Raw genomic sequence first — 22,365 nt, 5'->3', positions numbered from 1 at the left:
AGGCATTACCTTCCGTGCTTGCCGCGGCAGGGCGGTCGAGGCGTTACCCTCTGCGGCAAGGGCGGGGCCGTAGCGCAGAGGCAGGCGCATGGTCTCCAAAACCGGACACGCTGGTTCGAATCCAGCCGCCCCGCCCCCTCTTCGACGACCGCCCGCCCGCCGGGTCAGGCGATGGCGCCCGCGGTCGTCACCAGCTCCGGCACCGTCCCGTAGTACGTGTCGACGAGCTGGGCGAGCACCGCCCACGCTTCCTCACGGCCGCCCAAGTGCTCCCACACCAGCGGCCGCAGGGCGTCCTCGGCCTCGCGGACACGCTTCGGGAACAGCGTGCGGCCCGCTGACAGCACCGCGAGCACGGTCCGCGCGGGACCGTGCTCCGTCGCGTACTGGGCCGGGCCCGCCAGCACGCCGGCCCGCCGCAGCCGGTGGGTGAACTTGGGGTGGGAGCCGAACTGCTCGCGCAGCGCGGGCGGGCAGTCCGGGCGCACGGACAGCGCCCAGCGGGCGTAACCGGGCAGCGGGGCCTCACGGTCCGCCTCCGTGACGGTCCGCCAGTCGGCGGGCGTCACGACCATGGAGGCGGCGGCGCGGCCCGTCGCCATGGTGGTGACCGCGCGCAACGCGCCCACCAGGCCGTGCTGCCGGTAGGCCGCCGGCGCCGGGAGTTCCCCCTCGCGCCGCACCAGGCTGTCGACCGGCACCGGCTCCGTCCGCCCCGGCCCGAACGGTACGCCCCGCGCGATGGCGCGCCGCAGCCCGTCACCGGCGGGAAGGTGCCGCCACACCACCGCGTTGCCCAGCGGGCTGTCCTCCTCGAGGACCCACAGCAGCACGGAGGACGGGACGTCGGTGTTCCGCCAGGCGGCGTCCGCGGCGGAGGGGAGGGCGGGGGAGCCGTCGGCGCCCACCGTGATCCCGGTCCGCTGCCGCACCCGCGCGGCGTCCTCGTCCCCGATCAGGCCCAGGAGGAAGCCGACCGCGTGCTCCGACATGCCGTAGTAGCGCATGGCGTGCATGATGCCGCAGGCCGGAGGCGGCGCGCACCGCCGATTCGACGGGTGTCAGCCTCCCGCGCGGGCGGCCATCCGGGCCTTGCGGGCCGCGAGCTTCTCGTCGAACTTCGTCGCCTCGCTGTCGAGACCGTTCATGAACAGCCCCAGCTCCTCCTGCGCCTGACGGCCCTCCGGGCCGAGGCCGTCGATCTCCATGATCTTCAGGAAGCGCAGCACGGGCTGCAGGACGTCGTCGTGGTGGATGCGCAGGTTGTAGACCTCGCCGATCGCCATCTGCGCGGCGGCCCGCTCGAAGCCGGGGATGCCGTGGCCGGGCATGCGGAAGTTCACCACGACGTCGCGGACCGCCATCATGGTGAGGTCGGGGGCGAGTTCGAAGGCCGCCTTGAGCAGGTTCCGGTAGAAGACCATGTGCAGGTTCTCGTCGGTCGCGATGCGGGCCAGCATGCGGTCGCAGACCGGGTCGCCGGACTGGTGGCCGGTGTTGCGGTGCGAGATGCGGGTGGCGAGCTCCTGGAAGGCGACGTAGGCCACCGAGTGCAGCATCGAGTGCCGGTTGTCGGACTCGAAGCCCTCGCTCATGTGGGCCATGCGGAACTGCTCCAGCTTGTCCGGGTCCACCGCGCGGGAGGTGAGCAGGTAGTCGCGCATGACGATGCCGTGGCGGCCCTCCTCGGCGGTCCAGCGGTGCACCCAGGTGCCCCAGGCGCCGTCGCGGCCGAACAGGCTGGCGATCTCGTGGTGGTAGCTGGGCAGGTTGTCCTCGGTCAGCAGGTTCACCACCAGGGCGATCCGGCCGATCTCGGTGACCTTGGACTGCTCCTTGTCCCAGGCCTCGCCGTCCTCGAAGATACCGGGGAAGTTACGGCCGTCGCTCCACGGCACGTACTCGTGCGGCATCCAGTCCTTGGCGACCTTCAGATGGCGGTTCAGTTCGTTCTCGACCACTTCCTCCAGTGCGTACAGCAGCCGGGCGTCGGTCCAGACTGAGGGGCTGCCGAGGTGGGGAGAGGTGATCGTCACGGGTACTCCAGGGGGACGGACTTCGACGTACGGGGGCCGGCGGGCGGCGCCGGAACCTACGGGATCGTAGGCTACGAAGCCGTAGGTTACGAAGCCGTAGGTTAAGCGCGTCGTAAAGATCGCTGTTCAGGCGGTCTTCCCAAAGCGGGCCGGAGATGCGGAAAAGGCCCGGGACCCGCAGGTCCTGGGGCTCTCCCCGTGAGCCGGTCGCCCGGTCAGGCATACAGCTCGCGCAGCCGCACCGAGAGACATGTCACACAGCCCTCGAGCTTCTCGAACTCGCCGATGTCCACCAGCACCGGCTCGTAGCCGAGGTCCGCGAACAGTTCGGCGGTCTTCGGGGCGCTGGCCGCCATCAGCAGCTTGTTGCCGCCGAGCAGCACCACGTGGGAGCCGGACTCCTCCGGCACGTGCAGGAAGCGCCCGAACAGCGACGGCGTGTCCATCAGCGGGATGCGCCCGATGACCGTCCCGTCGGGCAGCGCCGTCACCGCCGACTTCAGATGCAGCACCTTGGTCACCGGTACGGCGACCACGCGCGCCCCCAGCGGTTCGAAGGCGGCCCGCACCTGCTGCACACCGGCCGCGTTGGTGCGGCCGCCGCGCCCGACGTAGACGGTGTCGCCGATCTTCAGCACGTCGCCGCCGTCCAGGGTGCCCGGCTCCCAGATCCAGTTCACCGAGCAGCCGAGGCTCGCCACGGCCTCCTCCACCGCGACGGTCTCCGGGCGGCGGGACTCGGCACCGGGGCGGGTGATCAGGGCGACGTTCCGGTACATGACCACCGTGTCCTCGACGAACACCGAGTCGGGGCAGTCGTCGGCCGGATCGACCTCGAGGGTCTCCCAGCCGTGCGTGCGCAGCGCCTCCGCGTACGCCTCCCACTGCTCCACCGCGCGGTCGAGGTCGACCTCCGTACGGGCGACATGCGTGACGAGGCCTTCGGCCAGGCGGGGGCTGGGACGGCGGATGAGGGCCTTCTTGCTGGGCACGAGGGTCTCCGTAGGGGATGGGTGTTTCCGGTCGTGGCCGAAACCCGACGGGGTGACGGCCGCATCATGCAGACCCATTGTCGGAGACGGCGGCTCAGGACCGCGCGGACGGGGCCCGTCTACGAGCCGCCCCCGGCCACCCGACGCAGATGCTCCCCGGTGAAGGACCCCTCGGCGGCCAGCAGATCGCGCGGTGTCCCCTCGAACACCACTCGTCCGCCGTCCTTCCCGCCGTCCGGCCCGAGGTCGACGACCCAGTCGGCGTGGGCGATCACATCGAGGTTGTGCTCGACGACCACGACCGTGTTGCCCGCGTCGACCAGCCGGTCCAGCAGGGCGAGCAGGCCGTCGACGTCCGACATGTGCAGACCGGTCGTCGGCTCGTCGAGGACGTACACCGCGCCCGTGCGGTGCAGCCGGGTCGCCAGCTTGATGCGCTGCCGCTCGCCACCGGAGAGGGTGGACAGGGGCTGGCCGAGGGTCAGATAGGTGAGGCCGACGTCCCGGAGGGCGCGCAGCCGGCGCCGTACGCCGGAGTCGTCGAAGAAGTCCAGGGCCTGCCCGGCGGTCATCTCCAGGACGTCCGCGACGGAGCGGCCGCCGACGGTCAGCCGCAGCACGTCCTCCCGGAACCGCCGGCCCTCGCAGTCGTGGCACGTCGTCGTCACCGGGTCCATGAAGGCGAGGTCGGTGTGGATGACACCGCGGCCCTCGCAGGTGCCGCAGGCGCCCGCCGAGTTGAAGCTGAACAGCCCCGGGTCCGCCCCCGTCTCCCGGGCGAAGATCCGCCGTACCGTGTCCATCACCCCCAGGTAGGTCGCGGGCGTCGACCGCGCGGAGATGCCGATCGACGACTGGTCGACGACCACGGCCTCGGGGTGCGCCGCGGTCAGCTCGGCGACCAGCGTGCTCTTGCCGGACCCGGCGACCCCGGTCACCGCGGTGAGCACCCCGGCCGGGAAGCACACGGTGACGTCCCGCAGGTTGTGCCGGTCGGCGCCCTTGACCCACAGTTCCCCGGTGCCCGCGCGGGGCCGCTCCTTCACCGCCGTACGGCGTCCCAGGCACCGCCCGGTCAGCGTCCCGGACGCGGCCAGCTCGCGCGGGGTGCCCTCGAAGACGACCCGGCCGCCGTCGGCGCCCGCGCGGGGACCCATGTCGACCACGTGGTCGGCGAGCGCGATGACGTCCGGGTCGTGCTCCACGACCAGCACGGTGTTGCCCTTGTCGCGCAGCCGCAGCAGCAGTTCGCCGAGGCGTCCGACGTCGCGCGGGTGCAGTCCGACGCTGGGCTCGTCGAAGATGTACGTCATCCCGGTCAGGCTGGAGCCCAGGTGGCGCACGGTCTTCAGGCGCTGGCCCTCGCCGCCGGACAGGGTGGCGGTCTCCCGGTCGAGGCTGAGGTAGCCGAGGCCGATCGCCTCGATGCGCTCCAGGGCCGCGACGGCGGCGCCCGCGACCGGCCGGGCGACCGGGTCGTCGATTTCCTTCAGGACGCCGATCAGGTCACCGACCTGCATCCGGACGCAGTCGGCGATCGACAGCCCGTCGATCCGGGTGGCGAGCGCGGCCGCGTTCAGCCGCGCCCCGTCGCAGACCGGGCAGGTGTCCTCGGTCAGGAAGCGCGCGACGAGATCGCGGGTCTTCTGGCTCAGGGACGACAGGTCCCGCTTCAGGTAGAGCCGTTCGAACCGGTCGGCGAGGCCCTCGTAGTCGATCTCCCGGGCGCCGCCGGTGTTGTCGACGCCGACCTTCGCGCCGCGCCCGCGCAGCAGGAACTCGCGCTCGGCGGCGGTGAACTCGCCGACCGGCTTGTGCACGTCGAGCGCGGTGGTGTTGGTGTACGTCTGCCCCTGCCAGGTGCCGACGGCGAACGGCGGGAACAGGACCGCCCCGCCCGCCAGCGACCTGGCGGGGTCGAGGAGGCGGTCCCAGTCGGGCAGCACCGTCCGGCCGAGGCCGTCGCAGCGCGGGCACATGCCCGACGGGTCGTTGAACGAGTACGCCGTCGCCGGTCCGGCGCTCGGCGTGCCGTGCCGGGAGAACAGCACCCGGATCACCGAGTAGACGTCGGTCATCGTGCCGACCGTGGACCGCGAGTGGCCCCCGATCGGCCGCTGGTCGACGACGATCGCGGGCGACAGGTCCTCCAGCGTGTCCGCGTGCGGCCGCTCGTACTTGGGCAGCCGGTTGCGCACGAACCAGGTGAAGGTCTCGTTCAGCTGACGCTGCGACTCGACCGCGATCGTGTCGAAGACGACCGACGACTTCCCCGATCCCGAAACGCCGGTGAACACGGTCAGCCGGCCTTTCGGGATGCGGAGGGTGACGTCCTTGAGGTTGTTCTCCCGGGCCCCGACGAGGGTGATGAACTCACGCATGCCCTCGAAGCTAGGCGGGATACCCGACAGCCTCTGGCGTGATTTCCGTGAGTTCTCCGTCCAGCCGCAGCCAGCGGGTGATGCCGATCGACTCCAGGAACGGCACGTCGTGGCTGGCCACGATGAGCGCCCCCTCGTAGGACTCCAGGGCCGTGGTGAGCTGCCGTACGCTCGCCATGTCCAGGTTGTTCGTCGGCTCGTCCAGCATCAGCAGCTGCGGCGCCGGCTCCGCCAGCATCAGCGCGGCCAGCGCCGCCCGGAAGCGTTCGCCGCCGGACAGGGTGCCGGCCCGCTGGTCGGCCCGGGCGCCCCGGAACAGGAAGCGGGCCAGCCGCGCCCGGATCCGGTTGTTGGTGGCGCCCGGCGCGAACCGGGCCACGTTCTCGGCGACGGTCAGCTCGCCGTCGAGGACGTCGAGACGCTGCGGCAGGAACCGCAGCGGCACATGTGCCGTCGCCTCGCCCGCCACCGGTGCCAGCTCCCCGGCGATGGTGCGCAGCAGGGTCGTCTTGCCCGCCCCGTTGCGCCCGATCAGCGCGATCCGCTCCGGTCCGTGCAGATCGAAGCCGCCTGCGACGCGAGCGCCGTACGCCAGTTCCAGCTCCCGCAGGGTGAGCACGCTCCGGCCCGGCGGCACGGCGGTGTACGGCAGGTCGACGCGGATCTCGTCGTCGTCCCGCACGGCGTCCACCGCCTCGTCGAGCCGTTCCCTGGCCTCGGCCAGCTTCTCCTCGTGCATGATGCGGTGCTTGCCCGCGGACTCCTGTGCCGCGCGCTTGCGCGCCCCCATGACGATCTTCGGTTCGCGTTTGCTGTCCCACATCTTCTGGCCGTACCGCTTGCGGCGGGCCAGTTTGACCTGGGCGTCGACCAACTCCCGTTTCTGCTTGCGGAAGTCGGCCTCGGCGACCCGCACCATGCGCTCGGCGGCCTCCTGTTCGACGGCGAGGGCCTCCTCGTACGCCGAGAAGTTCCCGCCGTACCAGGTGATCTCGCCGCCGCGCAGATCGGCGATCTGGTCGACGCGGTCGAGGAGTTCGCGGTCGTGGCTGACCACGACCATCACGCCCGGCCAGGACTCGACGGCCGCGTACAGCCGCCGCCGCGCGTACAGGTCGAGGTTGTTGGTGGGCTCGTCCAGCAGCAGCACGTCCGGGCGGCCGAGCAGCAGCGCGGCCAGCCGCAGCAGCACCGACTCGCCACCGGAGACTTCGCCGATGGTCCGGTCGAGATCGATGTGGCCGAGGCCGAGTTCGCCGAGGGTGGCCAGCGCGCGCTCCTCGACGTCCCAGTCGTCGCCGACCGTCTCGAAGTGCTCCTCGGACACGTCACCGGCCTCGATGGCGTGCAGCGCGGCCCGGCGCTCGGCGATGCCCAGCGCCTCGTCGACCCGCAGGGCGGTGTCGAGGGTGACGTTCTGCGGGAGGTAGCCGACCTCGCCCACGACGCGCACGGTGCCGTCGGACGGGATGAGTTCGCCCGCGATCAGTTTCAACAGGGTCGACTTCCCGGACCCGTTGACGCCGACGAGCCCGGTGCGGCCGGCGCCGAAGGAGACGTCGAGGCCTTCGAAGACGGAGGTGCCGTCGGGCCAGGTGAAGGACAGGGAGGTGCAGGTGAGGGAAGTATGCATACGGGCCTCGCGGTTGCTTGATGTGGTCAGGGGCAACGCGTGTCGAGACACCGGAGGGCGGCGACCGTCGCGGAGGTCCGCGAGGGCGGAAGGCGGGAGCGAGAAGAAAAAAGCCCTGTTCCGCAAGGACGGCTCGAATGCCGAGGTCGCACGCAGCGCACACACGGATGATGTGTGAGGTGGTGTCTCAGGACCTCAGAAGAGCAACGTCCTTCTCCAATCGGCGGCAACAGAAGCGCTATACACCGTACGAGCGACGCCGGGGGCTGTCAACGACATTTATCGGCACCACTCCCCGGCACCACTCCCCGGCATCACTCCCCGGCATCACTCCCCGACACCACTCCCGCGCGGACGCCTTCCGGCCGGCACGTTCATGTCGCATTCCTGCCGGACGGCCCTCCGCGCGGGCTGGTTGAGTCGTCCGCATGACCCACGACACCACCCTGCGCGACCGCGCTGTCTCCTTCCGCGCCCTGCACGTCCCGGGCCGCCCGCTGGTCCTGCCGAACGCCTGGGACGCCGTCAGCGCCCGTCTCGTCGCGGACGCCGGTGCCGCCGCCGTGGCGACCACCAGCGCCGGGGTCGCCTGGGAACTGGGCGCACCCGACGGCGACCGTCTGGAGCGGGCAAGGGCGCTCGGCGCCGTCGCCGCCATCGCGGGCGCGGTCGGGGTGCCGGTGAGCGCGGACGTGGAGAGCGGCTACGCGGCGGACGCCGCGGGCGTCGCGGACACCGTCCGCGCGGTGCTCGCCGCGGGCGCCGTCGGGATCAACATCGAGGACGCCCGGTACGAGCCGGGCGGGAGCCCGCTGCGGCCGGTGGCGGAGCAGGCGGAACGTATCGCCGCCGCCCGCGCGGCGGCCGACGCGGCCGGAGTGCCGCTGTTCGTCAACGCGCGCGTGGACACCTTCCTGCGCGGTGCCGGGGGAGTGGACGCCACCCTGGAACGGGCCGCCGCCTTCCTCGCCGCGGGCGCCGACGGGATCTTCGTCCCCGGGGCCGTCGACCCGGGGACGGTGAAGCTGCTCGTCGACGGCGTCGACGGCCCGCTGAACGTGATGGCTGGACCCGGCGCGCCGCCCGTCGCCGACCTGGCCGCGCTCGGTGTCGCCCGGGTGAGCACGGGCGCCGGTGTCGCCCAGGCCGCGCACGCCCTGGTCCGCCGCGCCGCGCGGGAGCTGCTGGGCGCGGGGACGTACGACGCGCTGGCCGCAGGCCTCGACTACGGAGAGCTGAACGAACTGCTCGGGCGCAGGCCCTAGGGAACGTCTCGCCGATCATGCCGGGCTCGCGGCGCCTGGCACCGCGCCTCGCCGCGTTGTCGTCGGTTCCCGATTCCGATCGACGAGACACCCCCTCGGGGGCGGGACGCCCCCTAGCAGGCGTCCCGCATCAGCACCGCCAGATCGTGGTCCAGGTCCAGATACGCGTCCTCCAGACCCTCGGGCACCAGGCGGCGGGTCGCCTCCAGGAACCGGCGCACGTCGTCCGAGCGGACGTGCACGACGGCGGTGCCCTCGGGGGCGTGGAACTCCAGGACGGTGCGGTCGTAGCCGTACGGCCGCACCCGGACGTCCCCCTGGCCCTCGGGGCCCTCCTGGCCGGCCGCCAGAAGCTCGCGGGAGAACGTCCAGCAGACCTCCACGCCCTCCAGGGTGGCCTGGGCGGGGAAGGTCATCCGGACGGCGAACGGATCGCGTCGGTCGTAGTACAGCGTGGCCGGGATGCTCGGCATCCGCGGCGCGGCGGCGACGAGTCGGGCCTCGACGGGCTGCTCGATGACGGTGGACAACGCCTTGCTCCCTTGTGACGGCCGGACGGACTTTCCGGGGATGAGGCCGGGCACAGGAAGAGACGTCGGAATCGGCGGGTCCGTGCACCCGTGCCGAGTGACCTCCGTCACCGTGTTCCATCACGGCCGGAATTCAGTCCTGCGGACGCGCCCGCGCGCGGGGTATCTCTTCCGTCGGCGATGTGGGTACCCGTTCACTCGTCGTGAAAGGAAGTGAGCGCACATGCCGCGCGGTTCCAGCTCCAAGCGGGAGCGCCAGTACGAGCACATCAAGGAGAGCGCCGAGGACCGGGGCGAGAGCACCGGGCGGGCCAAGGAGATCGCGGCGCGCACGGTGAACAAGGAACGGGCCCGGTCCGGCGAGTCCAAGACCGCCGGCCGCACGTCGACGCAGGACATGTCGTCCGGCAAGCGGGGCGGTCAGCGCTCCGGAAAGGGCTCCCGGGGACCCACCTACGACCAGCTGTACGAGGAGGCCAAGAAGCGCGACATCCACGGCCGTTCGGACATGAACAAGCAGCAGTTGCAGCGGGCGCTCGGCAAGTAGCGCACCGACGGCCCGCGCGGCCGGCCCGCCCCGTACGCTCGTGCCCACCATGACGATCGTACGCATTCCCGCGGGCTGGCCCGCGACCGAGGAGGAGGCCCGCGCCGTCCAGGACGAGCTGCGGGCACGAGTGGTCCTGGACGAGCCGGGGCCGCCGCCCGGCACGGGGCACGTCACGGGGGTCGACGTCGCCTACGACGACGAGCGGGACGTCGTCGCGGCGGCGGCCGTCGTCCTGGACGCGGCGACCCTCGACGTCGTCGCCGAGACCACGGCCGTGGGACGCATCTCCTTCCCCTACGTGCCGGGCCTGCTCGCCTTCCGGGAGATCCCCACCGTGCTGGCCGCCCTCGACGCCCTGCCGTGCCCCCCCGGCCTGGTCGTCTGCGACGGCTACGGCCTCGCCCACCCGCGCCGCTTCGGCCTCGCCAGCCACCTCGGCGTGCTCACCGGCCTACCCACGATCGGCGTCGCCAAGAACCCCTTCACCTTCGTCCACGACGAACCGGGCACCCCGCGCGGATCGTCGGCACCCCTGCGCGCGGGAACCGAGGAGGTCGGCCGGGCGCTGCGCACCCGCGAGAACGTCAAGCCGGTCTTCGTCTCCGTGGGCCACCGCGTGAGCCTCGACAACGCCTGCGCGCACACGCTGGCGCTCACCCCCGAGTACCGGCTCCCCGAGACGACCCGCAGGGCGGACGCGCTGTGCCGCCGGGCTCTGCGGGCGGCCACGCGGGTCGTCAGCCAGGTCGCCGCGGCGGCCGCGAGGGACCCGGAGCGGTCGTGGGGGCGGTCGGTGTTCGAGCGGCAGGCCGATCCGCTGGCCTGGGCCGGGCGGGTGCTCGCGGCGGCGGCCCCGGCGCCGCGGCCCCCCGAGATCGAGGCCGCCCTGGAGCTGGCGGCCGACCGCGAGCGGTGGAGCCGCGCGGGAGAGGTGTTCACGCAGGTCCGCGGTGGCCTGGCCCGGGCCGAGGACCGGCTCACCGAGGCGGAACGCCTGTCGTTCCGGATCGCCGAGCTGATCGCCGAGGTCGCCCACAACGTGGCCGGACCCCCGCCGTTCCACGACCACCACGCGGGCTGGCGGATCGGCCCCCTGGCGGTCCGCCTCGCCGCCGCCGCGCCCGACCCGGCGGTACGGGAGCGCATCGCCGCGGCACTGGGGGAGTGGCCGCCGCCAGGGCAACCCGGGCAGGTCTGAGTACGGCGACTGAGTACCCGTACGGATGCCTGCGCGGCGGCCGGCCCGCCAGGCTGGCCGCATGACCTCGCCCCGTGCCCCGAAGCCCCTCACCGACCCCCAGCGCCCCGTCGAGCGTGCCGTGACCGCCGCGCTGGTCCTCGCCACGCTCGCCGGGCTCGCCTGGATCTGCGGGATGATCTACACGGCCGTGGAGTGGCCGGTGTAGGGCGGTCTCCCGGCCGGGAGGGAGCCGCAGGACTCGTACAGAACCTCAGCGGCGTGCGGCCACCCGGAAGGTGATCCCCGCCGCGCGCAGCCGCTCGGTCAGGGCGTCGCCCATCGCCACCGCGGTGGTGAGCTGCCCGGCGGCCGGCGGCAGGTCGTCCAGGGCGAGGCAGAGCGCCGCCTCGGCGAACATCTTCGCCGTCTCGCCGTAGCCGGGATCGCCGCCCGCGACCTCGGTGAACACCCGCCGCCCGCCGCCCTCGCCGACGAACCGCACGGAGAACCAGCTCCTCGCCCGCTTCTCGGCGCTCGGCCCCTCGCCGGGCTTCAGCCGGTCGGACAGCCAGCGCCGCGCGGGCGGCACCTGGGCGGCCACGACGAGCGCGCCCACGGCCGCCACCCCGCCGAGCGCGACCGGCAGCCGACGTACGGCGGCGTAGTGGCGGTAGCGGAAGTCGGGGCCGTAGCGCTCCAGGGCCCTCGCCGAGCGGCGCACGATCTGCGGGTCGATGGTCGGCAGCGGCAGCGCCCAGGCGCCGACCTCGGGAGCGAACCGCGGTCCGGCCGGCGGCGCGCTCGCCCGGCGGCCCACCAGCCGGGGCTCGTGGCGTCGGCGGTCCCGCGCGGCGGCCGCCAGTCGCGGGCCGCGCGCGAACTGGTTCAGGGCGGAGGCGAAGGTGCCGCCCGAGAAGGCCGCGTCCACGGACACGTATCCGTCCACCCTCAGGGGCACCCCCTCGGGCAACTGCCGGACCGTGAAGTACGCGCCCAGGTCGTGCGGCACGGAGTCGAAGCCGCACGCGTGCACCAGCCGCGCGCCCGTCTCACGCGCGCGTACGTCGTGCCGGACGTACATCAGGTCGACGAACTCCGGCTCGCCCGTGAGGTCGAGGTAGTCGGCGCCGGTGTCCGCGCAGGCGGCGACCAGCTCCTCCCCGTACGTCACGTACGGGCCCACCGTCGTGGCCACCACGCGCGCGTGCTCCGCGAGCCGGCGCAGCGAGGCCGGGTCGGCGACGTCCGCCCGCAGCACCCCGATCCCCGCGCCGCCGGGCAGGCGCTCGCGCAGCCGGTGCAGCTTCTCCTCGCTGCGGCCCGCGATCGCCCACCGCAGGCCCTCGGGGGCGTGCGCGGCCAGGTACTCCGCGGTGAGCGTACCGACGAAGCCGGTCGCCCCGAACAGCACGACGTCGTACGGGCGATCCGCCCTTTTCAGCCTGCTCATGACACCTCTCGCTCCCGCAGCACGCGCCGCTGTCGGTGGCTGAGGCTAGCGTGAGGGGTGCGGAGCCCGACGACGAGCCCGGAGGTGGCGCGCTGACGCGCGCCGAGCCGGGGGCGCGCGGGGGCGCGCCGGATTGTCCCGGGGTGCGCCGGCCGGGCGCCCGGCCGAAAATGGCTAAGCGCTTGCTCGTTCAGGCCTTGTGTCGACTGAAACCTGTTCTTACCATCACCGGTGTTACATCGGTTGTGTCACAGCGAGGGGGCTGGATGACCACGGCGAGGACGACCACGGGGAACACGCCGTCACCCGGACCGCTCGCGGGCGTCCGCGTCGTCGAGCTGGCCGGCATCGGCCCCGGGCCCTTCGCCGCCATGCTCCTCGCCGACCTCGGCGCCGACGTGGTCCGCGTGGACCGCCCCGGCGGCCCCGGCCTCGGCATCGACCCGGAGTACGACGTCACCAACCGCAACAAACGCTCGGTGGTCGTCGACCTCAAGGCCGCCGACGGCGCCGACCGGGTGCTCGACCTGGCCGCCCGCGCCGACGTCCTCATCGAGGGCTACCGCCCCGGCGTCGCCGAACGGCTCGGCGTCGGCCCCGACGCCTGCCACGCCCGCAACCCGCGGCTCGTCTACGGCCGGATGACCGGCTGGGGCCAGCAGGGCCCCCTCGCGCACCGCGCGGGCCATGACATCGCGTACATCGCGCTCACCGGCACCCTCGGCCTGATCGGCGCCCCGGACGAGCCGCCGGCCGTCCCCGCCAACCTGCTCGGCGACTACGCGGGCGGCTCCCTCTACCTCGTCGTCGGCGTCCTCGCCGCCCTCCACCACGCCCGCGCCACCGGCACCGGACAGGTCGTCGACGCCGCCATCGTCGACGGCGCCGCCCACCTCTCCGCGATGATCCACGGCATGCTCGCCGCCGGCGGCTGGCAGGACCGCCGCGGCGCCAACCTCCTCGACGGCGGCTGCCCCTTCTACGGCACCTACGAGACCGCCGACGGGCAGTACATGGCCGTGGGCGCGCTGGAGCCGCAGTTCTACGACGTGTTCACGGACCTGCTCGGCCTCGGCGACCAGGCCCCGCCGCGCCACGACATCACCCGTTGGGACGAACTGCGCGCCCTCGTCGCCGCCCGCTTCAAGGCCCGCACCAGGGACGAGTGGACGGCCGTCTTCGAGAGCTCCGACGCGTGCGTGGCCCCCGTCCTGTCGCTGCGCGAGGCGCCGCACCACCCGCACCTGGCCGCCCGCGGCACGTTCACCGACCACGGCGGTCTCACCCAGCCCGCGCCCGCGCCCCGCTTCTCCGCCACGCCCACGGCGGTGCGCACCGGCCCGGCCCGGCCCGGCACCGACACGGAATCCGTGGCCCGCGACTGGGACGTCCCCCGACTCGTTCCCCCGTCAGCGGCCCCCGAGCCCCCGAACCCTCAGTGAAAGGCCTCCTCGTGAGCACCGAAGCGTACGTGTACGACGCGATCCGCACCCCGCGCGGACGCGGCAAGGCCAACGGCGCCCTGCACGGCACGAAGCCCATCGACCTGGTCGTCGGACTCATCCACGAGATCCGCGCCCGCTTCCCCGGCCTGGACCCGGCGGCTGTCGACGACATCGTCCTCGGCGTGGTCGGCCCGGTCGGCGACCAGGGCTCCGACATCGCGCGGATCGCGGCGATCGCCGCGGGCCTGCCCGACACGGTCGCCGGCGTGCAGGAGAACCGCTTCTGTGCCTCGGGCCTGGAGGCCGTCAACCTGGCCGCCGCCAAGGTCCGCTCGGGCTGGGAGGACCTGGTCCTGGCCGGCGGTGTCGAGTCGATGTCCCGGGTGCCGATGGCCTCCGACGGCGGCGCCTGGTTCAACGACCCCATGACCAACCTCGCGGTCAACTTCGTGCCGCAGGGCATCGGTGCCGACCTGATCGCCACCATCGAGGGCTTCTCCCGCCGCGACGTCGACGAGTACGCGGCGCTGTCGCAGGAGCGCGCGGCCGCCGCCTGGAAGGACGGCCGCTTCGAGCGGTCCGTCGTCCCCGTGAAGGACCGCAGCGGCCTCGTCGTCCTCGATCACGACGAGCACCTGCGGCCCGGCACCACCGCCGGCTCCCTCGCCAAGCTGAAGCCGTCCTTCGCGGACATCGGCGACCTCGGCGGCTTCGACGCGGTGGCGCTGCAGAAGTACCACTGGGTGGAGAAGATCGACCACGTCCACCACGCGGGCAACTCCTCCGGCATCGTGGACGGCGCCTCCCTCGTCGCCATCGGCTCCAAGGCGGTCGGCGAGCGCTACGGCCTCACCCCCCGCGCGCGGATCGTCTCCGCCGCCGTCTCCGGCTCCGAGCCCACCATCATGCTCACCGGCCCCGCCCCCGCCACCCGCAAGGCGCTCGCCAGGGCCGGCCTGACCATCGACGACATCGACCTCGTCGAGATCAACGAGGCCTTCGCGGCGGTCGTGCTCCGCTTCGTGAAGGACATGGGCCTGTCCCTGGACAAGGTCAACGTCAACGGCGGCGCCATCGCGCTCGGCCACCCCCTGGGCGCCACCGGCGCGATGATCCTCGGCACCCTCGTCGACGAACTGGAACGCCAGGACAAGCGCTACGGCCTCGCCACCCTGTGCGTCGGCGGAGGCATGGGCATCGCCACCATCGTCGAACGCGTCTGACCTTCCCGCGGACCCACCAGACTTCTACGGAGACCCCTGTCATGACCGAGAGCACCACGATCCGCTGGGAACAGGACGACACCGGTGTCGTCACCCTCGTCCTCGACGACCCCAACCAGTCCGCGAACACCATGAACCAGGCGTTCCGGGACTCCCTCGCGGTGATCGCCGACCGCCTGGAGGCCGAACGGGACTCCATTCGCGGCATCATCCTCACCTCCGCCAAGAAGACCTTCTTCGCGGGCGGCGACCTGCGCGACCTGATCCGCGTCACCCCGGAGACCGCCCGGGAGCTGTTCGACGGCGGCATGGCCATCAAGCGGAACCTGCGCCGCATCGAGACCCTGGGCAAGCCGGTCGTCGCCGCGATGAACGGCGCCGCCCTCGGCGGCGGCTTCGAGATCGCCCTCGCCTGCCACCACCGTGTCGCCCTCGACGCGCCCGGCTCCAAGATCGGCTGCCCCGAGGTCACCCTGGGCCTGCTTCCCGGCGGCGGCGGTGTCGTCCGCACCGTCCGGCTGCTCGGCATCGCCGACGCGCTGCTGAAGGTGCTGCTCCAGGGCACCCAGTACAGCCCGCGCCGCGCCCTGGACAACGGCCTGGTGCACGAGGTGGCCGAGACCCGGGAGGAGATGCTCGCGAAGGCCCGCGCCTACATCGACGCCCACCCCGAGTCCGCCCAGCCCTGGGACGTGCCCGGCTACCGCATCCCCGGCGGCACCCCCGCCAACCCGAAGTTCGCGGCCAACCTGCCCGCCTTCCCCGCCAACCTGCGCAAGCAGACCGGTGGCGCCCCCTACCCGGCCCCGCGCAACATCCTCGCGGCGGCCGTCGAGGGCTCCCAGGTCGACTTCGAGACCGCCCAGGTCATCGAGGCCCGCTACTTCGTGGAGCTGGCGGCCGGCCAGACCTCGAAGAACATGATCCAGGCGTTCTTCTTCGACCTCCAGGCCGTCAACTCCGGCGCCAACCGCCCCAAGGACGTCGCCCCCCGCCAGGTCCGCAAGGTCGCCGTCCTTGGCGCCGGGATGATGGGCGCCGGGATCGCCTACGCGTGCGCCCGCGCGGGCATCGACGTCGTCCTGAAGGACGTCTCCCTGGAAGCCGCCCTCAAGGGCAAGGGCTACTCCGAGAAGCTGTGCGCGAAGGCCGTCACCCGGGGCCGTACGACCCAGGAGAAGGCGGACGCCCTGCTCGCCCGCATCACGCCCACCGCCGAGGTGAGGGACCTGGCCGGCTGCGACGCGGTCATCGAGGCCGTCTTCGAGGACACCGCGCTCAAGCACAAGGTGTTCCAGGAGATCGAGCAGGTCGTCGAGCCCGACGCGCTGCTGTGCTCCAACACCTCCACCCTGCCGATCACCGCGCTCGCCGAGGGCGTGCAGCGCCAGGGCGACTTCATCGGACTGCACTTCTTCTCGCCGGTCGACAAGATGCCGCTCGTCGAGATCATCAAGGGCGAGCGCACCGGCGACGAGGCGCTGGCCCGCGCCTTCGACCTGGTCCGGCAGATCAACAAGACGCCGATCGTCGTCAACGACTCGCGCGGCTTCTTCACCTCCCGCGTGATCGGCCACTTCATCAACGAGGGCGTGGCCATGGTCGGCGAGGGCGTCGAGCCCGCCTCGGTGGAGCAGGCCGCCGCGCAGGCGGGCTACCCGGCCAAGGTGCTCTCGCTGATGGACGAGCTGACCCTGACCCTGCCGCGCAAGATCCGCAACGAGACCCGGCGGGCCGTGGAGGAGGCGGGCGGCACCTGGACCGCGCACCCCGCGGAGGCCGTCATCGACCGCATGGTCGACGAGTTCGGCCGCACCGGCCGCAGCGGCGGCGCCGGTTTCTACGACTACGACGAGAGCGGCAAGCGCGTCGGCCTGTGGCCGGGCCTGCGCGAGCACTTCACCGAGCCGGGCCGCACCATCCCGTTCGAGGACATGCAGGAGCGCATGCTGTTCTCCGAGGCGCTGGACACCGTCCGGCTCCTGGAGGAGGGCGTCCTGACGTCCGTCGCCGACGCGAACATCGGCTCGATCTTCGGCATCGGCTTCCCCGGCTGGACCGGCGGCGTCCTGCAGTACATCAACGGCTACGAGGGCGGCCTGCCCGGCTTCGTGGCCCGCGCGCGGGAGCTCGCCGACCGTTACGGCGAGCGGTTCACGCCCCCGGCGCTGCTGGTGGAGAAGGCGGAGAACGGGGAGCGGTTCAGCGACTGAGGCAGTCGGCGGCCGAGTGGTTCACCCCACGGTTCACAGGGCGCTCCGCGCCCGACCGGGTGCCCCCGCCCTACCGGGTGAGCCACTCGCCCAGCTCCTCCCGCAGCGACCGCTGGAAGGTCGTCAGAAGCGCCTGCACGACCAAGGGGTGCATGTGTGCGGACAGGGACCGCACGTCCCGCGCGTCACGGTCCGACACCTCGCCCCGGAAGAGCTGGGACAGCTCACGGGCCGCGGCGCGCGAGTGTTCGATCAGGACCTTGCGCGCCCCCAGGATCGCCTCCTGCGACATCGGCACGTCCAGCAGCCGCACCCCGAGCCGCAGCAGGCCCAGGTCGACCCGGTAGCCCTCGGGATCCGGCCGTACGACGTCCATGGCCGCGAGCCGGTCCACCTCGTCGTCGCCCAGCGCCCGGCCCGCCCGCCGCTCCAGTTCCTCCCGGGTCACCGTCTCCACGGTCTCCGGCGCCCAGGAGGCCACCACCGCGCGGTGGATGGCCAGGTCGTGCGCGCTCAGGTCCGGCGGCAGCTGCTGGAGATAGCGCTCGATGCCCGCCAGCGTCATGCCCTGGTGCTGCAGCTCCTCGATGAGCGCGAGCCGGGCCAGGTGCTCCCTGCCGTAGTGCCCCACCCGGCGCGGGCCGATCACCGGCGGCGGCAGCAGGCCCCGGGTGCTGTAGAAGCGGACCGTCCGCACCGTGACACCGGCCCGCGCGGCCAGCTCGTCGACGGTGAGGGTCGGGTCCTCGGCATGGCTTGTCATGTTCAGCAGTATCGCTGTCTCACCAGAAGTGTGAAACCCGCGGAGATCCTGTGACAAGTAACGCTCTGTGACCTGGGCCACCGCATGTGACGGACCCCTGTGGGAAGGTGCTGCCTTGGTCTGTACCGCGACACCCAGGGTGGTGCGGGCCGCGTCACGTACGGACACCCGGGCGGCACAGCGCCCGGGCGCACCAGAGAGTGGAACCACCCGTGAGCAAGGACGCCGTGGAAACGGCAACGGCCGCCGCACATCCCGAGGCGGCGCAGGCCCCCGCGGACGCGGGCGACGCCGGTTACAGCAAGGACCTCAAGGCCCGCCACGTCAACATGATCGCCATCGGCGGCGCGATCGGCACCGGACTCTTCCTCGGTGCCGGCGGCCGCCTCCACAACGCGGGCCCCGCGCTCGCGCTGGCCTACCTCGTCTGCGGCGTCTTCGCCTTCTTCGTCGTCCGAGCCCTCGGCGAGCTGGTCCTGTACCGGCCCTCCTCGGGCTCCTTCGTGTCGTACGCGCGCGAGTTCCTCGGCGAGAAGGGCGCGTACGTTGCCGGCTGGATGTACTTCCTGAACTGGTCGACGACCGGTATCGCCGACATCACCGCGATCGCGCTGTACACGCACTACTGGAGCCTGTTCACCGACATCCCCCAGTGGGTGCTCGCCCTGATCGCCCTCGCGGTGGTCCTGGCGGTGAACCTGATCTCGGTGAAGATCTTCGGCGAGATGGAGTTTTGGTTCGCGATCATCAAGGTCGCCACCCTCGTCGCCTTCATGTTCGTCGGCATCTTCCTGCTGGCCACCCAGCACGAGGTCGGCGGCCAGACCCCCGGCCTCGGCGTGATCAGCGACAACGGCGGCGTCTTCCCGCACGGCCTGATGCCGGTCGTCCTCGTGATGCAGGGCGTGATCTTCGCGTACGCCGCGCTGGAGCTGGTCGGTGTCGCCGCGGGCGAGACCGCCGAACCGGAGAAGGTCGTCCCCCGCGCGGTGAACTCGATTATGTGGCGCGTGGGCCTGTTCTACGTCGGCTCGGTCGTCCTCCTGGCCCTGCTGCTGCCCGGCTCGGTCTACTCGGCCGACGAGAGCCCCTTCGTCACCGTGCTGTCGAAGATCGGCGTCCCGGCGGCCGGCGACGTGATGAACCTGGTGGTCCTCACCGCCGCCATGTCCTCGCTGAACTCCGGCCTGTACTCCACCGGCCGCATCCTGCGCTCCATGGCCATGGCGGGCTCCGCGCCGAAGTTCACCGCGCGGATGAACCGCAGCCAGGTCCCCTACGGCGGCATCCTGCTGACCTGCGCGGTCTGCGTGCTCGGCGTCGGCCTGAACTTCGTGATGCCGCACCAGGCCTTCGAGATCGTGCTGAACGTCGCCTCCCTCGGCATCATCAGCACCTGGGTGATCATCATGGTCTGTCACCTGGTCTTCGTCCGCCGCGCCAAGGCGGGCCTGGTGGAGCGGCCGTCGTTCCGGCTGCCCGGCAGCCCGGTCACCGAGATCGCCACGATCGTCTTCCTGCTGGTCTGCCTCGGCATGATGTGGAACGACCCCGAGGTCGGCCGCAAGACGCTCCTGCTCATCCCGCTCATCACGATCGCCCTGGTCGCCGGCTGGTTCGGCGTCCGCCGCAGGGTGTCCCAGACGACGGACCAGGAGCTGACGAAGCTCACGGGACGGTAATTCTGGGCCACTGTCAGTGGCAGCGCCTACGGTGGCGTCATGTCGGAGATCATCTATGTCCGGGGTGACGCCACCGTGCCGTCGGTGAAGGGCGTCAAGCTGATCGCCCACGTCTGCAACGACATCGGCGGCTGGGGCAAGGGCTTCGTGCTGGCCATATCGCGCCGCTGGCCCCAACCGGAGGCCGCCTACCGGGCCTGGCACCGGGAGCGCGCGACGAACGACTTCGCGCTGGGCGCGACCCAGTTCGTCCAGGTCGAGCCGTACGTCTGGGTGGCCAACATGATCGGCCAGCGCGGCATCAGGACCGGCAGCAAGGGCGTTCCCGTGCGCTACGAGGCGATCGACACCGCGCTCGGCCACCTCGCCGACAAGGCCCTCGAACTCGACGCGTCCGTGCACATGCCCCGGATAGGCTGCGGACTGGCCGGCGGCAAATGGTCCCGGGTGGAGCCGCTCATCGCTGAGCGGCTGGTGTCGCGGGGTGTCCCGGTCACGGTGTACGACCATGGGGAGGGCCGGAGTTGAACCGTGACACCGACGTGCTCGTGCTGGGCGGCGCGGGTGTGGACACCATCGTGTACGTACCGGAGCTGCCGCTCCCGTACGCCGACAGCTACCTGATCCACGACGGGATCCGCACCCGCGCCGGCCAGACCGGCGACTTCGTCTCGCTCGGCCTGAGCGCCCTGGGCCTGCGCACCCACCACCTCGACTTCCTCGGCGACGACCCCGAGGGCGACCTGGTCCGCGCCCTGCACCGTGAGCGGGGCATCCCGCTCACCGCGATCCCGCAGCCCGCCGGAACCAAGCGCGCGGTGAACCTGGTCGGCCCCGACGGCCGGCGCCTGTCCCTGTACGACAGCAGCCGCGGCCACCCCGACGACCGCCTGCCCGAGGCCACGGTCCGGGAGCTGGCGGAAGGCAGCCGCCACGCGCACGTCTCCATCACCCAGCCGTGCGACCACGCCCTGCCGGTGCTGCGCGAGAGCGGCGTGACGATCTCCACCGACCTGCACGACTGGGACGGCGAGAACCCGTACCACGAGGCGTTCGCGTTCGCCGCGGACGTCGTCTTCGTCTCCGCCGCCCGCCTCACCGACCCGGAGCGGACCCTGCGCCGGATCGCCGAGCGGGGCCGCGCCCGCCTGGTCGTCGCCACCGCCGGCGCCGAGGGCGCCCATCTGCTGGCCGACGGCGAGCTGACCCACGTACCGACGGTGACGCCCCCCGCGCCGGTGGTGGACTCCAACGGCGCGGGCGACGCCTTCGCCGCCGCCTTCCTCTACGGCTTCCTCGCCGGTGAGCCGCCCCTGCGCTGCGCCCGCTACGGCGCGGTCGCGGGCGCCCACGCCTGCACGGTGCCGTCGACCCAGGTCGACGCGATCGACCGGGACGCCCTGCTGGCACGGACCACGGCGGAGCCGGAGGAGACGGCGGCGGTCACCGCTCCCTAGTCCTCGTGACCGTGCCCGTGCCCGTCACCGTGCCCGCGCCCGTGCTCGTGCACGCCGTTGGTGGCGGCGATCTTCTTCCACGACTTCGGCTGCGCGGGAGCCTTCGCGGTCCGCGCGATCGACGCGTCCCGCGCCGCCGACGCGCCCGGCTTCGACGGCTCGTACAGCCAGGTGTCGAACAGCGCCGCCAGCGGCTTGCCGGACACCTCCTCGGCGTACCGCCGGAAGTCGGCGACGCTCGCGTTGCCGTGGGCGTACCGCTGCGGCCAGCCCTTGAGGATCGCGAAGAAGTCCTCGTCGCCGATCTCGTTGCGCAGCGCCTGCAGCGCCAGCGCGCCCCGGTCGTAGACGGCGACGTGGAACTGGTTCTCCGGCCCCGGGTCACCGGGCCTGACCGCCCAGAAGGCGTCGTCGGCCGGGCGTGAGGCGTACACCCAGTCGGCGATCTCCTGCGCGGTCCCCTCGCCCTCGTGCTCGGACCACAGCCACTGCGCGTAGCGCGCGAAGCCCTCGTTGATCCAGATGTCCTTCCACTCGGCCACGGACACCGAGTCGCCGTACCACTGGTGGGCCAGTTCGTGCACCACCACGGAGGTGTTGGTGCCGTTGGCGAACTGCCGCGGGCTGTAGAACGGCCGGGTCTGCGTCTCCAGCGCGTACCCGGTGTTCGTGTTCGGCACGTACCCGCCGAGCGCGTTGTACGGGTACGGCCCGAAGTATCCGGTCAGCCAGTCGGCGATCTCCCCGGTCCGCTCGACGCTCGCCCGCGCGGCGCCGTAGTTGTCGCCGAGGTCCTTGCTGTAGGCGTTGACGACCGGGATGCCGCTCTCCGTCCTCCCGGTCGTGACGTCGAAGCGGCCGACCGCGAGCGTGGCGAGATACGTCGCCTGCGGCTTGTTCGAGCGCCAGTTCCAGCGGGTCCAGCCGAGCCGGGAACTCGTCGACTGCAGGGTGCCGTTGGAGATGGCCTGGGTGCCGTCCGGCACCTGCACCGACACGTCGTAGGTGGCCTTGTCCAGCGGATGGTCGTTGCTGGGGAACCACCACCAGGCCGCCTCCGGCTCGTTCGCCGCGACACCGCCGTCCGGGGTGCGGTGCCAGCTGGTGAAGCCGTACGCCTGCTTCGCCGACGGCACCCCGCTGTAGCGGACCACGACGGTGACGGCGCTGCCCTTGTCGAGGGGTGTCCTCGGGGTGATCTCCAGCTCGTGCTCGCCGGAGGTCCGGAACTTCGCGGCGGCGCCGTTGACCCGGACCTCGCTCACGTCCAGCAGGAAGTCCAGGTTGAACCGGGACAGGTCCTGCGTGGTGCGGGCGAGCAGGGTCGCGGTGCCCTCCAGCCGGTCGGTGGCCGGCTGGTACTTCAGCCGGAGGTCGTAGTGGGAGACGTCGTAGCCGCCGTTGCCGTACGCCGGGTAGTAGGGGTCGCCGATGCCCGGAGCGCCGGGGGCGTGGCTCGCGGCCGATGCCGGGATCGCCAGCAGGAGGGAGGCCGCGGCCAGCGCGCCCGGAGCGGTCATTCTGCGGTGCACGTCAGCTCCAATTCCTAGGTGCGGAAAGTCTGT

General features: G+C 72.3%; 18 protein-coding genes, 1 tRNA gene and 1 pseudogene. 11 read left to right on the top strand and 9 right to left on the bottom strand.

All coding sequences use genetic code 11. The features are described 5' to 3' along the window. Positions 1–61 precede the first annotated feature (61 nt). Positions 62–135: transfer RNA gene (locus ACSU6L_RS05585), tRNA-Trp, on the top strand. A 29-nt stretch (positions 136–164) separates the two neighbouring features. Here ACSU6L_RS05585 and ACSU6L_RS05580 read toward each other — a convergent pair. From ACSU6L_RS05580 to ACSU6L_RS05560, 5 genes are all read right to left on the bottom strand, one after another. Further along, positions 165–1,007: a hypothetical protein gene (locus ACSU6L_RS05580; RefSeq protein WP_437054121.1), complete on the bottom strand. Its 843-nt coding sequence runs from the start codon at positions 1,005–1,007 to the stop codon at positions 165–167. 54 nt (positions 1,008–1,061) lie between these two features. Next, positions 1,062–2,036: an acyl-ACP desaturase gene (locus ACSU6L_RS05575; RefSeq protein ID WP_437054119.1), complete on the bottom strand. Its 975-nt coding sequence runs from the start codon at positions 2,034–2,036 to the stop codon at positions 1,062–1,064. A gap of 215 nt (positions 2,037–2,251) precedes the next feature. After that, positions 2,252–3,028 carry a dimethylargininase gene (gene ddaH / locus ACSU6L_RS05570; protein ID WP_437054117.1) on the bottom strand — a complete coding sequence of 259 codons (777 nt, stop codon included), beginning with the start codon at positions 3,026–3,028 and terminating at the stop codon, positions 2,252–2,254. 119 nt (positions 3,029–3,147) lie between these two features. Next, positions 3,148–5,409 carry an ATP-binding cassette domain-containing protein gene (locus ACSU6L_RS05565; protein ID WP_437054115.1) on the bottom strand — a complete coding sequence of 754 codons (2,262 nt, stop codon included), beginning with the start codon at positions 5,407–5,409 and terminating at the stop codon, positions 3,148–3,150. A 10-nt stretch (positions 5,410–5,419) separates the two neighbouring features. After that, on the bottom strand, positions 5,420–7,042 hold the full coding sequence (locus ACSU6L_RS05560; protein WP_437054113.1) for an ABC-F family ATP-binding cassette domain-containing protein: 1,623 nt from the start codon (positions 7,040–7,042) through the stop codon (positions 5,420–5,422). Positions 7,043–7,470: 428 nt separating this feature from the next. Between ACSU6L_RS05560 and ACSU6L_RS05555 the strand changes: the two genes are divergently transcribed. Next, on the top strand, positions 7,471–8,307 hold the full coding sequence (locus tag ACSU6L_RS05555) for an isocitrate lyase/PEP mutase family protein (protein WP_437054111.1): 837 nt from the start codon (positions 7,471–7,473) through the stop codon (positions 8,305–8,307). Between the two features lie 113 nt (positions 8,308–8,420). Here ACSU6L_RS05555 and ACSU6L_RS05550 read toward each other — a convergent pair whose 3' ends face one another. After that, positions 8,421–8,837 carry an SsgA family sporulation/cell division regulator gene (locus ACSU6L_RS05550; protein ID WP_437054109.1) on the bottom strand — a complete coding sequence of 139 codons (417 nt, stop codon included), beginning with the start codon at positions 8,835–8,837 and terminating at the stop codon, positions 8,421–8,423. A 223-nt stretch (positions 8,838–9,060) separates the two neighbouring features. On the opposite strand from ACSU6L_RS05550, the gene ACSU6L_RS05545 reads away from it, so the two are divergent. The 3 genes and pseudogenes from ACSU6L_RS05545 to mmpA all read left to right on the top strand — a co-directional run bounded on the left by ACSU6L_RS05545 (position 9,061) and on the right by mmpA (position 10,793). Then, on the top strand, positions 9,061–9,384 hold the full coding sequence (locus ACSU6L_RS05545; RefSeq protein WP_437054107.1) for a plasmid stabilization protein: 324 nt from the start codon (positions 9,061–9,063) through the stop codon (positions 9,382–9,384). Positions 9,385–9,433: 49 nt separating this feature from the next. Further along, a pseudogene (locus ACSU6L_RS05540) lies at positions 9,434–10,117 on the top strand (endonuclease V); the annotation flags it as partial. Positions 10,118–10,646: 529 nt separating this feature from the next. Then, positions 10,647–10,793, top strand: a complete 147-nt coding sequence (gene mmpA, locus ACSU6L_RS05535) for a morphogenic membrane protein MmpA (RefSeq protein ID WP_437054105.1) — start codon at positions 10,647–10,649, stop codon at positions 10,791–10,793. 45 nt (positions 10,794–10,838) lie between these two features. Here the strand turns inward: mmpA and ACSU6L_RS05530 are convergent, their stop codons facing one another. Further along, positions 10,839–12,017 carry a saccharopine dehydrogenase family protein gene (locus tag ACSU6L_RS05530; RefSeq protein WP_437054103.1) on the bottom strand — a complete coding sequence of 393 codons (1,179 nt, stop codon included), beginning with the start codon at positions 12,015–12,017 and terminating at the stop codon, positions 10,839–10,841. A 266-nt stretch (positions 12,018–12,283) separates the two neighbouring features. Between ACSU6L_RS05530 and ACSU6L_RS05525 the strand changes: the two genes are divergently transcribed. Genes ACSU6L_RS05525 through ACSU6L_RS05515 form a run of 3 tightly spaced genes read left to right on the top strand, consistent with a single transcriptional unit; the run spans position 12,284 to position 16,898 of the window. Beyond that, the gene (locus ACSU6L_RS05525; protein WP_437054101.1) at positions 12,284–13,459 is read left to right on the top strand and encodes a CaiB/BaiF CoA transferase family protein; all 1,176 of its coding nucleotides are present in this window, start codon (positions 12,284–12,286) and stop codon (positions 13,457–13,459) included. Between the two features lie 11 nt (positions 13,460–13,470). Further along, positions 13,471–14,685: an acetyl-CoA C-acetyltransferase gene (locus tag ACSU6L_RS05520; RefSeq protein WP_437054099.1), complete on the top strand. Its 1,215-nt coding sequence runs from the start codon at positions 13,471–13,473 to the stop codon at positions 14,683–14,685. A gap of 41 nt (positions 14,686–14,726) precedes the next feature. Beyond that, entirely contained in the window at positions 14,727–16,898 is a 2,172-nt protein-coding gene (locus ACSU6L_RS05515; protein ID WP_437054097.1) for a 3-hydroxyacyl-CoA dehydrogenase NAD-binding domain-containing protein, read from the top strand. Positions 16,899–16,968: 70 nt separating this feature from the next. Here the strand turns inward: ACSU6L_RS05515 and ACSU6L_RS05510 are convergent, their stop codons facing one another. Beyond that, a complete protein-coding gene (locus ACSU6L_RS05510) occupies positions 16,969–17,661 on the bottom strand; it encodes a MerR family transcriptional regulator (RefSeq protein WP_437054095.1) in 693 nt (230 codons plus the stop codon). A gap of 212 nt (positions 17,662–17,873) precedes the next feature. Between ACSU6L_RS05510 and ACSU6L_RS05505 the strand changes: the two genes are divergently transcribed. From ACSU6L_RS05505 to ACSU6L_RS05495, 3 genes are read left to right on the top strand one after another with little or no spacing between them, the layout of a single operon-like run. Further along, positions 17,874–19,343, top strand: coding sequence for an amino acid permease (locus ACSU6L_RS05505; RefSeq protein WP_437054093.1), 1,470 nt, complete (start codon positions 17,874–17,876; stop codon positions 19,341–19,343). A 39-nt stretch (positions 19,344–19,382) separates the two neighbouring features. Further along, on the top strand, positions 19,383–19,871 hold the full coding sequence (locus ACSU6L_RS05500; protein ID WP_437054091.1) for a macro domain-containing protein: 489 nt from the start codon (positions 19,383–19,385) through the stop codon (positions 19,869–19,871). After that, positions 19,868–20,800 carry an adenosine kinase gene (locus ACSU6L_RS05495; protein WP_437054089.1) on the top strand — a complete coding sequence of 311 codons (933 nt, stop codon included), beginning with the start codon at positions 19,868–19,870 and terminating at the stop codon, positions 20,798–20,800. Before ACSU6L_RS05500 ends, ACSU6L_RS05495 begins: the two co-directional genes overlap by 4 nt. Here the strand turns inward: ACSU6L_RS05495 and ACSU6L_RS05490 are convergent. After that, positions 20,797–22,332 (bottom strand): M1 family metallopeptidase, encoded by a 1,536-nt coding sequence (locus tag ACSU6L_RS05490; RefSeq protein WP_437054087.1) that lies wholly within the window; start codon positions 22,330–22,332, stop codon positions 20,797–20,799. The two genes, ACSU6L_RS05495 and ACSU6L_RS05490, sit on opposite strands and share 4 nt — an antisense overlap. Positions 22,333–22,365: the final 33 nt, after the last annotated feature.

Source organism: Streptomyces sp. enrichment culture (assembly GCF_964272855.1).
Taxonomy (GTDB): Bacteria; Actinomycetota; Actinomycetes; order Streptomycetales; family Streptomycetaceae; genus Streptomyces.
This window is presented reverse-complemented; position numbering and strand designations above follow the sequence as displayed.